Raw genomic sequence first — 13,279 nt, forward strand, 5'->3', positions numbered from 1 at the left:
CGAAGATATTTGATTCGTGACCATTGACTAAAATGGTCACAAGAATAAGAATGAAGGCCCAGATCCTTTCATCGATGGGGCCTTCATGCTTCCGCGCCGCCTTGTTATCTCCGCCGTTACCTTTGCCGTTACCTCCGCGTTGGCGCTCGCATTGAGCGCTTGCGGTGAACAGGTCACTGTCGATCCCCGCAGCAAGGCGCCCCTGGTGCGGGCTGCGCTGGTTCAGCCAGTCGCTTCCGCATCGCGTTCTTTCACCGGGATCGTCGGGGCCCGGGTGCAGAGCGATCTCGGCTTCCGCGTGTCCGGCAAGGTGCTGGAGCGACTGGTGGACGCGGGCCAGCCTGTCAGGCGCGGCCAGCCGCTGATGCGTATCGACCCGGTCGATCTGAAGCTGGCCGCGCAGGCGCAGCAAGAGGCCGTGAGCGCCGCACGGGCACGCGCGCAACAGACCGCCGAAGACGAGGCCCGCTATCGCGATCTGCGCGGCACGGGCGCCATTTCAGCCTCGGCCTATGACCAGGCCAGGGCGGCGGCGGACGCGGCCAGAGCCCAGTTGAGCGCGGCGCAGGCGCAGGCCGATGTCGCGCGCAACGCCAGCCGCTACGCCGAGCTTGTTGCCGATGGCGACGGCGTCGTCATGGAAACGCTGGCCGAGCCCGGCCAGGTCGTCAACGCGGGGCAGGCGGTTGTGCGCCTTGCCCACGCCGGCCGCCGCGAAGCGGTAGTCCAGTTGCCGGAGACGTTGCGGCCGGCGCTCGGCTCGGCCGCACAGGCCACGCTTTTCGGCAACGAAAGCGCCGTCGTCCCGGCGAAGCTGCGGCAGCTGTCAGACGCTGCCGATCGGCTGACCCGCACCTTCGAAGCGCGCTATGTGCTGGAGGGCGAACTGGCCAATGCGCCGCTGGGCGCCACCGTGACGATCGAGATCGCCGATCGGCTTGCCACTGCGCCCGAGCTGCAGGTACCGCTCGGCGCCGTGTTCGATGCCGGCAAGGGCCCGGGCGTGTGGGTCATCCACGGCGACCCGGCCAGGGTGTCGTGGCGGTCGGTCACCATCGTGCGCGTCGGCGACGAAGCTGCACGGGTGGCAGGCCAGCTCAGGCAAGGCGACCGGATCGTCGCGCTCGGTGCACAACTGCTGCGCGAAGGACAGGCAGTCCGCGTGGCGGCAGAGGGTGCCACGACTGCCACGGCGGAGGTGCGACTGTGAGCCCGGGTCGTTTCAACCTGTCGGCGCTGGCGGTGCGCGAGCGCGCCGTCACGGTGTTCCTGATTTGCCTGATTTCCCTGGCAGGCGTGGTCTCCTTCTTCAAGCTGGGCCGCGCGGAGGACCCGGACTTCACCGTGAAGGTGATGACCATCGTGACCGCGTGGCCCGGCGCCACCGCCCAGGAAATGCAGGACCAGGTGGCAGAGAAAATCGAAAAGCGCTTGCAGGAGCTGCGCTGGTACGACCGCACCGAAACGTACACCCGGCCCGGCCTGGCGTTCACCACGCTGACCTTGCTCGACAGCACGCCGCCAGCGGAAGTCCAGCAGGAGTTCTACCAGGCGCGCAAGAAGGCCGGCGACGAGGTGGGCAACCTCCCGCCCGGCGTGATCGGGCCGATGCTCAATGACGAATATGCGGACGTGACCTTTGCGCTGTTCGCGCTCAAGGCACAGGGCGAGCCGCAACGCGCGCTGGTGCGCGACGCGGAGGCGCTGCGCCAGCGCTTGCTGCACGTGCCCGGCGTGAAGAAGGTCAACATCATCGGCGAGCAGCCGGAGCGCATCTACGTCGAGTTTTCCCATCAGCGCCTGGCGACGCTGGGCGTCAGTCCGCAGGACGTATTTAACGCGCTCAACAGCCAGAATGCGCTGACGGCGGCAGGCTCGGTGGAGACCAAAGGGCCGCAGGTCCTTATCCGCCTGGATGGCGCGTTCGACAAGCTGCAGAAGATTCGCGATACGCCGGTGGTGTCGCAGGGCCGCACCCTGAAGCTGTCGGACCTTGCCACGGTCAGGCGCGGCTATGAAGACCCGGCCACCTTCATGGTGCGCAATGGCGGGCAGCCGGCCTTGCTGCTGGGCCTCGTCATGCGCGAAGGCTGGAATGGGCTGGACCTGGGCAAGGCGCTGGACCGGGAGGTCAGCGCCATCAACGCCGACATGCCGCTCGGCATGAGCCTGACCAAGGTCACGGACCAGGCGGTCAACATCAGCGCCGCTGTCGACGAGTTCATGCTCAAGTTCTTCGCCGCGCTGCTGGTGGTGATGCTGGTGAGTTTCGTCAGCATGGGCTGGCGCGCGGGGCTGGTGGTGGCCGCGGCGGTGCCGCTGACACTGGCGGTGGTGTTCGTGGTGATGGCCGCCACCGGCAAGAACTTCGACCGCATCACCCTCGGCTCGCTGATCCTGGCGCTGGGCCTGCTGGTCGACGATGCCATCATCGCGATCGAGATGATGGTGGTGAAGATGGAAGAGGGCTACAGCCGCGTGGCCGCTTCGGCCTACGCATGGAGCCATACCGCCGCGCCCATGCTGTCGGGCACGCTGGTGACGGCAGTCGGCTTCATGCCCAACGGCTTTGCCCGCTCCACCGCGGGCGAATACACCAGCAACATGTTCTGGATCGTCGGCATTGCGCTGATCGCTTCGTGGATCGTCGCCGTCGTCTTCACGCCTTACCTGGGCGTGAAGATGCTGCCCGACTTCACCAAGGTCGAGGGGGGCCACGATGCGATCTATGACACGCCGCGCTATAACCGTTTCAGGCGATTGCTGGGGCGCGTGATCGCACGAAAATGGCTGGTTGCGGGTGCGGTAGTGGCATTGTTTGCCTTGTCGATCCTCGGCATGGCGGTGGTCAAGAAGCAGTTCTTCCCGATTTCGGATCGCCCCGAAGTGCTGGTCGAAGTGCAGATGCCCTATGGCACGTCGATCAACCAGACCAGCGCCGCGACGGCAAAGGTCGAAGCCTGGCTCGCGCAACAGCAGGCAGCCCGGATCGTGACGTCGTACATTGGCCAGGGGGCGCCGCGCTTCTACCTGGCGATGGGGCCGGAACTGCCGGATCCGTCGTTCGCCAAGATCGTAGTCCGTACCGATAGCCAGGCACAGCGCGATGCGCTGAAACTGCGCCTGCGCCAGGCGATCGCCGATGGCCTCGCCCCGGAGGCGCGCGTGCGGGTGACGCAACTCGTGTTCGGCCCGTACTCGCCGTTTCCGGTCGCCTACCGCGTGACGGGGCCGGACGCACGGGAACTGCGCCGCATCGCGGCCGAGGTCCGGCAAGTCATGGATGCGAGCCCGCTGATGCGCACGGTCAACACCGATTGGGGAGCGCGGGTCCCGACGCTGCATTTCACCTTGCAGCAGGACCGCTTGCAGGCGGTAGGACTGACCTCCAGCGCGGTCGCGCAGCAACTGCAGTTCCTGCTCAACGGCATTCCGGTGACGGCCGTGCGCGAAGATATTCGCACCGTGCAGGTGATCGCGCGCTCGGCGGGCGAGATCCGGCTCGATCCCGCCAGGATCGGCGATTTCACGCTGGCCGGTGCCAACGGGCAACGCATTCCGCTATCCCAGGTGGGCCAGATCGAGGTGCGCATGGAAGAGCCCGTGATGCGCCGGCGCGACCGCATGCCGACCATCACGGTGCGCGGCGATATTGCCGATGGCCTGCAGCCGCCGGACGTGTCGACGGCCATCAGCCAGCAGCTGCAGCCCATCGTCGAGAAGTTGCCGAGCGGATACCGCATCGAAGCAGCGGGCTCCATTGAAGAGTCGGACAAGGCCACCAGAGCCATGCTGCCGCTGTTCCCGATCATGCTGGCGGTGACGCTGCTGATCCTGATGTTCCAGGTGCGTTCCATCCCGGCGATGGTGATGGTGTTCCTGACCAGCCCGCTCGGCCTGATCGGCGTGGTGCCGACCCTGATCCTGTTTGGCCAGCCATTCGGCATCAACGCGCTGGTCGGCCTGATTGCGCTGTCTGGCATCCTGATGCGCAACACGCTGATCCTGATCGGGCAGATCCAGCACAACAAAAGGGAAGGGTTGGACCCGTTCAATGCCGTGGTGGAAGCCACCGTCCAGCGGGCGCGGCCGGTGATCCTCACCGCGCTGGCCGCGATCCTGGCCTTCATTCCACTGACCCATTCGGTGTTCTGGGGCGCACTGGCTTACACGCTGATCGGCGGAACCTTCGCCGGGACGATCCTGACGCTGGTGTTCCTGCCGGCGATGTACGCGATCTGGTTCGGGATCCGGCCCCTCAACGCCGAGGCGCGGCAGCGCTGGCAGGCCGCCGCCGAAGCGGTGCCAGAGTGATGCCGAGATCCGCGCGATTCTGGTCAGCGCAGGTTTTCGATTCTTCGCAAAGGGGTGTCAAGGAGGCGGGGCAAGTAAGGACCTGGAGCGATCCGGGTCCTCACCGTCCCGGCGCCTACCTGGCGCCACTATGCAGCACGGCATTGCGCCGCGCATAGGCGAAGTAGATCACCAGCCCCAGCACCAGCCACACCAGGAAGGCGGCCCAGGTCAGCGCCTGCAGGTGTGCCATCAGGAACAGGCAGAAGCCGATCGACAGCAGCGGCACCACCGGCACGCCCGGGCAGCGGAACGCGCGCGGCAGCTCTGGCCGGGTCTTGCGCAGCACCAGCACCGCCACCGAGATCAGCGTAAAGGCCGCCAGCGTGCCGATGTTGATCAGCTCGGCGAGCACGTTCAGCGGCACGAATGCGGCAATCGCGGCAAACACCAGGCCGACGGTCCAGGTGGCGAAATACGGCGTGGCATGCACCGGATGCACCGACGACAGCCGCTCGGGCAGCAGGCCGTCGCGCGACATGGCGAAGATCACGCGGGTCTGGCCGTAGGTCATCACCAGGATCACCGTGGTCATGCCGAGGATCGCGCCGAGGTCGACAAAGCCCGCCACCCAGTTCTGCCCGGCGAACTGCAGCGCCAGCGAGACCGGGTGGTCCACGCCGGCGAACTTCGCGAACGGCACGATGCCGGTCATGATCGCCGCCACCACCACGTACAGCACGGTGCAGACCGCGAGCGAGCCGATGATGCCGATCGGCAGGTCGCGGCGCGGGTTGCGCACTTCTTCCGCGGCCGAGGTCACGGCATCGAAGCCGATAAAGGCGAAGAACACCAGCGCCGCCGCATTGAAGATGCCGGTAAAGCCGAACGGCGCGAACGGCTGCCAGTTGGCCGGCTGCACGTGCCACACGCCCACCGCGATAAACAGCAGCACCACGCCGATCTTCACCGCCACCATCAGGTTGTTGACGCGCGCGGACTCGCGCACGCCGTAGGACACCACCCAGGTGATGGCCAGCATGATCAGGCACGCCGGCAGGTTCAGCACGGTGTGCACGCCCGGCACCGAGCCCGGCGCCGCGCTCAGCGCCGCCGGCAGCTTGATGCCGAAACCCGCCATCAGCGACTGGAAATAGCCCGACCAGCCCACCGACACCGCCGAGGTGGCCAGCCCGTATTCCAGCAGCAGATCCCAGCCGATCATCCACGCGACGATTTCGCCCAGCGTGGCGTAGCTGTAGGTGTAGATCGAGCCCGACACCGGGATCGCCGAGGCGAATTCGGCGTAGCACAGCGCGGCAAAGCCGCACGCCAGCGCCGCGATCACGAACGACACCGTCAGCGCCGGCCCGGCGGTCAGCGCGCCGGTGCCGGTCAGCACGAAAATGCCGGTGCCGATGATGGCGCCGATGCCCATCAATACCAGGTCGACCGGACCCAGCACCTGCTTCAGGCCGGCGACGTGCCTCTGCGCCAGCATGGCGTCAATATTCTTGGTTCGGAACAAGCTCATAGAGGGATCTCCTGCATGATCGTGCCGCGCGCGCTTACGCCTGCGCGCCAGAGATGGCGGCGAGGCCTGCGCTGCGATGGCATCCGGGGCAGCGCGCCGACGGGTAGACGGCGCGGGCTTGCCGGCACGCAGGTCGCGCACCGGCCCCGGTAGTTTTTTGCAATGGCCCGGACCGCGCGGGCGGCCGGGACGGACGTCAATCCTGATCAACGCGGCGCGCGTGCCTTGCGCTTCCTTGCACGCCGCCGAGGTCAATCACGCCGCTCTCAATCGACGTGATGCACCCATCCGAACGGGTCGGCGATGCTGCCGCGCTGGATGCCGGTCAGCAACGAGCGCAGGCGTTGCGTGACTTCGCCTTCGCCGCCGTTGCCGATGGTGAATTCCCCGCCAGCGTGGCGCACCTGCCCGATGGCGGTGACGACCGCGGCCGTGCCGCAGGCGAACGTTTCCCTGACCCGGCCACTGGCTGCATCGGCGCGCCACGACTCGAAGTCGTAGGGCGTTTCGTCGACCGGAATGCCCTCGTGGCGCGCCAGTTCGATGATCGAAGCGCGGGTAATGCCCGGCAGGATGGTCCCTTTGAGGGGAGGCGTGCGCAGCGAGCCGTCGTCCATCACGAAAAACACATTCATGCCGCCGAGCTCCTCGATCCAGCGGTGCTCCGCCGCATCAAGGAACACGACCTGGTCGCAGCCCTTGGCCGCGGCCTCGGTCTGGGCGATCAGGCTGGCCGCGTAATTGCCGCCGCATTTGGCGGCGCCGGTGCCACCCGATGCCGCGCGGGTGTATTGGTCCGAGACCCATACCGTCACCGCCGACTTGCCGGGCTTGAAATACGGGCCGACCGGACACGCGATCACGCAGAAGATATATTCGGCCGCGGCGCGCACGCCGAGAAAGCTCTCCGACGCAAACATGAACGGGCGCAGATAGAGGCTGCCCTGGCTACCCGGAATCCAGGCGCGGTCAATATCGACGAGCGCTTCCACGGCTTGCAGGAAGGTGGCCTCGGGCAGGTCCGCCATCGACATGCGGGCCGCGGAGGCGCGAAAACGCCTGGCGTTTTCCTCAGGCCGGAACAGCGAGATCTTGCCGCCCTCGCCACGGTATGCCTTCATGCCCTCGAAGATCTCCTGCGCGTAGTGCAGGACCGCGCAGGCGGGATCGATCTGGAAAGGGCGGCGTGCCTCGACCCTGGCGTCATGCCAGCCGCGACCTTCGGTCCACCGGATCGTGACCATGTGATCGGTGAAAACGCGACCGAAGACGGGATTCTCCAGCCTGGCAGCGATCTGGTCGGCGGGGGTGGGGGTGGGATGGGGTTCCAGATGGAACTGCAATGTATTTTCGGTGCTCATGCTTCAGGGCTCGGGGGATGTTGGGCCATATGGCCTGGCCGCCGCGGTGGCGTGACCGGGGCGGGTGCGCTACCAGGGCGTGCTGGTCGCGAAAAAGAGCGGCGCGCGGTCGGGCGACGGCAGACGCACCAGCGTGGATGGCGATTATGTCGACGGCGCCCGGTCGAGGTTGTGGTTGTTGCCCGGTCGTTGCGGGGCCGCGGCCTCGTGCGGCTTGGCGTGTATTGTCGCATTCACGATGTCTGTCTCCGGATGCTTTTATTTGTCCGGAGGAGTGTATGAAGCGGCCGCGCCGCCGTAAATTCAAGAATTCCAACATCTGGTATCTTCAAAACGCATAGCGGGCGATGGACTTTGACCTGCCGGAATTCGTGCTTTCTTGCCAGCGGAGCCACTCCGGCTGCCGAGGCGGCTACGTGCCGTTGCCTGCGTCATGCCATATCATGTCGAGGAATCGACCTCATCTCACCATTCCATCCTGCAGGCTGCGCCCCGCCAAGAATGTCTCGTCATGATCGCACTCTACGCCGCAAGCGCTGCCTGCCCGCGCGAAGCGGCAGGCCAGGCAGCGGGCGCGGCACTTGGGCAAGGGCCTGCCGGGCGCTGACGCTGCTTCTGCTTGCGGCAGTCGGTGCCTGCGGATCGCTTGCTCACAATGTCCCCCGCAATAAGCCTCAGGCGGCCGCCAGTGCAACCGTACCCATGCGCGAGCCCACCGACGTCGCCGGGCCGACTACCATCGCCATGGCGTTCTCGGGTGGCGGTACGCGGGCCGCGGCCTTCGCCTTCGGCGCGCTGCAGGGGCTCGATGCGCTGGGACGTCCCGGCGGCGCGACCTTGCTCGACGACGTGGCCTTTATCAGCAGCGTGTCCGGCGGCTCCCTCACCGCCGCATACTACGGGCTGCACGGCAAGGACAGCCTGGCTACGTTCCGAACGGTGCTTCTGAAGGACGGAGAGGCCCGGCTTCGCTTCAGCCTGCTGAATCCCGTCAACGTTGCGCGGCTCTTCGCCGGCGGGCTGAACAATCGGGAAGATCTCCAGGCATGGCTGGACGAAGACGTGTTCAAGGGGGCCACCTACGCCGACATGTTTCGCCGCGGCAAGCCGCTGGTGTGGATCAACGCCACCAACGTCTATTACCGGGTCGCGTTTCCGTTCAGCCAGCTGGCATTCGATGCGCTTTGCAGCGATCTCGCAAGCTTTCCCGTCTCCGAGGCCGTCGCCGCCTCCATGGCGGTGCCGCTGTTCTTTGCGCCCATCGTGCTGGAGAAGCATCCCGACGCATGCCGTGCGCCGCTGCCGAACCTTGAGCGCGCCCAGGAGCCCGGGCAATCGCTGCTGCTTGGCGCACTGGCGGTCGCGGTTCGCGGCCACCGGGATCTGTCGAAGGGGAAGTACATCAAGCTGGTCGACGGTGGCGTGACGGACAATTATGGCCTGGCCACCATTTTCCAATCCCGCCTGCTGCTGGGCACGGCTTACGGACCCATGAGCGAGAACGACGCGATCAAGGTGCGGCGGCTGCTGTTCGTCGTGGTGGATGCCGGCCAGGGTCCGCGTGGCGACTGGAACCAGAGCCAGGACGGCCCGTCGGGAATCGAAGTCGCCAACGCCTCGATCGATGCGGCAATGGCCACTAACGTGCGCATGAGCTATGACGCCTTCGTCCCGATGATGCGCCAGTGGCGCAACGACCTCGTCGCGTATCGGTGCGCCATGCCGTTTGGCCGGCAGCAGGAGATTGCCCAACACCGTCCGGGCTGGCGCTGCGACGACGTCGAGTTCTTCGTCACGCGAATTGCCTTCGACGCCCTCGACAAGGCGCGTGCTGCCAGCCTGAACGAGCTGCCGACCCGGCTTCGGCTGCCCGAGAAGGATGTCGATCGCCTGATCGAAGCGGGCCGGGATGCCATCCTGGGCAACCCGGTGATCCGCGAATTCGAGCGCGAAGCCAACGCAGCCCGATAGGCCCGGCACAAAAGTGGGCGGCCTTTCGGCCAAGCCGGCGGGAATGCCATCGCGCCGGACGATTGGTGTCGGCGCGGTCACAGTGCGTGTACCTCGGCGGCACTACCGGTGCCACCGCCGCGCGGCTACGATTCATCGCAAGCGGTTCCCGCGTGACCTCCGCCGCGGGTCCGCCGGCCATCCGGGGTGCGCAACGCTATTTCCCCAGCCAGGCCGCACGCCGTGCATCGAACTCACCGCCGGCCTTGGCCAGGTGCAGCCACTGGTCGACATACCGCTTGAACACCTCGTCGCCATTCGGCAGCAGATATCCCATTTCAGCGTACTGGAGCGGCTTGTCGGGATTGACGGCGCATAGCTCGGGATGAGCCTTGCTCTGGACGATGGCCTCGGCGGCTTCGGTGACGAAGACGTCGGCGCGGCCCTGGATGACCTCGTCGAAGATCGTCAGGTTGTCCTTGTGCATGGTCAGCCTGGCCTGGGGCAGGTGCGTGCGGGCGAAGCGCTCGTTGCTGCCGCCGGGATTGGCAATCACGCGCACGCCGGGCTGGTTGATGGCTGCCACGGTCTGGAAGCGCGATGCATTCTCGCAGCGAGTGAGCGGCGTCTTGCCATTGACCATGTAGGGCGCGCTGAAATATGCCTGCTTCTGGCGTTCCAGCGACACCGAGATGCCCCCGGCGCCGATATCGCACTTGCCGCCGACGAAGTCCGGCATCAGCGTCGCCCAGGTGGTCTTGACGAACTGCGGTCTGGCGCCGAGCGAGCTGGCCAGCGACACCATCAGGTCCACGTCGAGCCCTTCGTACTGGCCTTCCGACTTCATGAAGCTGAAGGGCTTGTAGTCGCCCGGCGTGCAGACCCGCAGCACGCCCGCTTGCGCGACGCGGGTCAATGTGGGCGACAGCCCGGCGGCCGGCGTGGCCGGCTGCGAGAACACCGGGGCGGCGCAGAGCAGGGCAACGGCGCTGACGATCGTCCTTGTCATTGGCATTTTCGTTTTTCTCTGTGTGGGATTCGGGAATATGGCCAGGGCGGCATGCGGAAATATATCGCATGGGTCTGCACGGAGCGCATCTCTACCGCCGCTAGGCAGTCAGGCGTGCCGTGGCCTTATTCCCGGCTCGGTACGTATGTCGATGACTGGCCGAAGATCCAGCTCAGGGCCAGTCCGGCGGCAAAGGCGTCGTTCTGGCGCACCAGCGGGCTGTTCTCGAAGCTGGCGCCGTCGAGCCGGTCATAGCGGACGAAGGCGCCGAACCAGACATGGCGAAAGCGCTTGGACAGCGAAGCCAGCGCCATGCTGCCGGAATAGCCGCCCGGTGCGCGGTAGGCCGGACGCGCCGCGGTCGCGAACTGCGCTTCGACCGAATAGAAATACTGGTTGTAGCGCGCGCTCGAGAACAGCGGCCCTGCCATCAGGCCCAGGTTCCAGCCGGGCAGGCCGCCGACGTTGGCAACGTCGAGGTTCAGGTTTGGCGAGAAGATCCAGCCGATCGCCCTGGGCGACGATTCGACCGTCACCGCCAGCCGGACCGGAAGCCGGAGGTCGAGCCGGGTACGGTCCTCGGCGGAACGCCAAAGCGTGACCGCCAGCGACGGCCCGATTTCCACGGCGGTCTTGAGATCGGGCATGCCGCGGCGGGCTTCGTCCTGGCTGCTGTCGACGGGGAGCGAGATGCCGAGGCTGATATTGGCCTCGATCCGGTCGCTATCGAACAGCTTGCCGCGCACGCCGCTGCGGTCGGCCCGCAGATGCTCGCCGCGATAGACAAAGTAGGGCACCGGGAACAGCAGGCTGGCGCGTGCATCCGAGCCCCGGTAGTGCGGCAGGGTGATGCCGCCGAGCCCAAGCCCGGCTTCCCACAGCGGCCGCTCGATGGCATCGAAATCCTGTGCCCAGCAGGTCGTAGCGAATGCCGCGGCAATTGCCGGGAACGCGCGGTAGCGCTTGCGCAACCCCGCTTCTGGCAAGGCAGGCCGTGGGCGGCTGGCGCAATGCCCGGTTCGCATGGCGTGGCTCCGGAGAACTTTGGTGGAACTGCGGGGGACAACCGAGCACGACGGAAACTAGGGCAAGTATAACCAGAGTGGTTGGCGGTGCGGTCCGCTTTCAGCCTCGGTATTTTTCCCACATCGCGCGCACGATCGGCTCCGGCGGGGGCGCCGGGGCGAATCCGGCGACATTGCCGAACACGCCGGCAATGCGGCGCCTGAACGAATCGAGGTCACCCGTCGGTCCCGGCGCCGCATGGTCGAGATCGATGATGGTATGCAGCTGCCCGGCGGAAAGCGCGGCGATCGCACGCCACAGGTCTTCCGGGCTGGACAGCGGCTGGGCCACACCAGGCAGGGCAAGCATCGGTCATCTCCACGCGGATCAAGAAGGCTGGTGCGGCGCCGCCCCGCGCTTGTTGCCGTCCCGGTACACGGCCGCCTGGAACGGGGCCAGGCCGATGCGCGCGACCACGTCGACGAAGCGCTCGGCGTCGCTGTCGCGGTGCGCGAGGTAGGTGCCGATCAGCTTCTCGATGACGTCCGGCACCTGTTCCTGCGCGAACGAGGGGCCGATTATGCGGCCGATCGCCGCGCCGCCGCCGCCGTCCTGGCTGTCGGCGCCGTTCTGCCGCCCGCCGATGGTGACCTGGTACCAGGCCTCGCCGGCCTTGTCGACGCCAAGGATGCCGATATGGCCGACATGGTGGTGCCCGCACGAATTGATGCAGCCCGAGATGTTCAGGTCGAGCTCGCCGATGTCGTGGACATGGTCGAGATCCTCGAAACGTTCCTGGATCGCCTGTGCCAGCGGAATCGACACCGCATTGGCGAGCGAGCAGAAGTCGCCGCCAGGGCAGGCGATGATGTTGGTGATCCTGCCGACGTTGGCGTGGCGAGGCCGGCGGCATCAAGCGCGCGCCACAGCCCGGGCAGGCCGCTGCGCCGCACATCGGCCAGGATCAGGTTCTGCTCGTGCGAGACCCGCAGCTCGCCAAAGCCGTGGCGCTCGGCGAGCTCGGCCATCAGGTCCATCTGCTCGGCAGTGATATCGCCCGGTGCGCGGCCGGTTGCCTTGAGCGACGCGGTCACTGCCGCATAGCCCGGAACGCGGTGCGGATGGACATTGCTGCGCAGCCAGAGCCGGAACGCGCGGTCGGTCCGGGCGAGTTCCGCGCTCTCATCGGCATCGTGCGCCGCGGCCGGATCATAAGGCGGCACCGTGAAGCGCGCCGACACCGACGCGACAAAGTCCTCGGTGACGGTATCCGGGCCGCCGCGGATGCGCTGCCACTGCTCCGCAACCTGCTCGCGGAAGACCTCGGGGGTGAGATCCTTCACCAGGATCTTGATGCGCGCCTTGTACTTGTTGTCGCGCCTGCCATGCAGGTTGTAGACGCGCAGCGTGGCCTGCAGGTAGGTCAGCAGGTCCTGCCACGCTACGAAGGGATTGATCAGCTTGCCCACCATGGGCGTGCGCCCCATGCCGCCGCCGACCCACACGCGGAAGCCGACCTCGCCGTCCTGCTCGACCGCCTGCAGCCCGATGTCGTGCACGCCGACCGCGGCCCGGTCGGTGGTGGCGCCGCTGATCGCTATCTTGAACTTGCGCGGCAGGTAGGCGAACTCGGGGTGCAGCATGGACCATTGCCGCACGATCTCGCACCACACCAGCGGGTTCACCAGCTCGTCGGGCGCGATGCCGGCGAAGTGGTCGGTGGTGGTGTTGCGGATGCAGTTGCCGCTGGTCTGGATGGCGTGCATCTGCACGGTGGCGAGTTCGGCGAGGATGGCGGGCGCGTCTTCCAGGCGCGGCCAGTTGAACTGCAGGTTCTGCCGCGTGCTGAAGTGCCCGTAGCCGCGGTCCCAGCGGCGGGCGATCTCCGCCAGCTTGCGCAGCTGCGTTGACGCCAGCATGCCGTAGGGAATGGCCACGCGCAGCATGGGGGCATGGCGCTGGATGTACAGGCCGTTCTGCAGCCGCAGCACGCGGAATTCTTCCTCGTCGAGCTCGCCGTCCAGGAAGCGGCGGGTCTGGTCGGTGAACTGCACGACCCGTTCGTCGACCAGCCTCTGGTCGATCTCGTCATAGACATACATGGTGAAGGTCTCCTTGCGCGCGCGG

General features: G+C 66.7%; 8 protein-coding genes and 1 pseudogene. 3 read left to right on the plus strand and 6 right to left on the minus strand.

Going from position 1 to position 13,279, the window contains the following annotated elements; translation table 11 throughout:
* The first annotated feature begins 85 nt into the window (after positions 1 to 85).
* On the plus strand, positions 86 to 1,210 hold the full coding sequence (locus tag CBM2586_RS07230) for an efflux RND transporter periplasmic adaptor subunit (RefSeq protein ID WP_115662238.1): 1,125 nt from the start codon (positions 86 to 88) through the stop codon (positions 1,208 to 1,210).
* Positions 1,207 to 4,314, plus strand: a complete 3,108-nt coding sequence (locus CBM2586_RS07235) for an efflux RND transporter permease subunit (protein ID WP_115687117.1) — start codon at positions 1,207 to 1,209, stop codon at positions 4,312 to 4,314. The genes CBM2586_RS07230 and CBM2586_RS07235 overlap by 4 nt, the downstream gene beginning before the upstream one ends.
* Positions 4,315 to 4,429: 115 nt before the next feature.
* Here the strand turns inward: CBM2586_RS07235 and CBM2586_RS07240 are convergent, their stop codons facing one another.
* Together CBM2586_RS07240 and CBM2586_RS07245 are read right to left on the minus strand one after the other, a co-directional pair.
* Positions 4,430 to 5,827 (minus strand): amino acid permease, encoded by a 1,398-nt coding sequence (locus tag CBM2586_RS07240; RefSeq protein WP_115662236.1) that lies wholly within the window; start codon positions 5,825 to 5,827, stop codon positions 4,430 to 4,432.
* Between the two features lie 266 nt (positions 5,828 to 6,093).
* Positions 6,094 to 7,188, minus strand: coding sequence for a branched-chain amino acid aminotransferase (locus tag CBM2586_RS07245; RefSeq protein WP_115662235.1), 1,095 nt, complete (start codon positions 7,186 to 7,188; stop codon positions 6,094 to 6,096).
* A 702-nt stretch (positions 7,189 to 7,890) separates the two neighbouring features.
* Here CBM2586_RS07245 and CBM2586_RS07250 point away from each other — a divergent pair.
* Positions 7,891 to 9,159, plus strand: a complete 1,269-nt coding sequence (locus tag CBM2586_RS07250) for a patatin-like phospholipase family protein (protein ID WP_115662234.1) — start codon at positions 7,891 to 7,893, stop codon at positions 9,157 to 9,159.
* A gap of 196 nt (positions 9,160 to 9,355) precedes the next feature.
* Here the strand turns inward: CBM2586_RS07250 and CBM2586_RS07255 are convergent, their stop codons facing one another.
* The 4 genes and pseudogenes from CBM2586_RS07255 to CBM2586_RS07270 all read right to left on the minus strand — a co-directional run bounded on the left by CBM2586_RS07255 (position 9,356) and on the right by CBM2586_RS07270 (position 13,254).
* Positions 9,356 to 10,147, minus strand: a complete 792-nt coding sequence (locus CBM2586_RS07255; RefSeq protein WP_115662233.1) for a transporter substrate-binding domain-containing protein — start codon at positions 10,145 to 10,147, stop codon at positions 9,356 to 9,358.
* A 125-nt stretch (positions 10,148 to 10,272) separates the two neighbouring features.
* Positions 10,273 to 11,172, minus strand: coding sequence for a MipA/OmpV family protein (locus CBM2586_RS07260; RefSeq protein ID WP_115662232.1), 900 nt, complete (start codon positions 11,170 to 11,172; stop codon positions 10,273 to 10,275).
* Between the two features lie 100 nt (positions 11,173 to 11,272).
* The gene (locus tag CBM2586_RS07265; RefSeq protein ID WP_115662231.1) at positions 11,273 to 11,521 is read right to left on the minus strand and encodes a hypothetical protein; all 249 of its coding nucleotides are present in this window, start codon (positions 11,519 to 11,521) and stop codon (positions 11,273 to 11,275) included.
* An 18-nt stretch (positions 11,522 to 11,539) separates the two neighbouring features.
* Positions 11,540 to 13,254, minus strand: a pseudogene (locus tag CBM2586_RS07270) (nitrite/sulfite reductase).
* Between the last annotated feature and the right edge of the window lie 25 nt (positions 13,255 to 13,279).

The organism is Cupriavidus taiwanensis (assembly GCF_900250115.1).
Lineage (GTDB): Bacteria > Pseudomonadota > Gammaproteobacteria > Burkholderiales > Burkholderiaceae > Cupriavidus > Cupriavidus taiwanensis_B.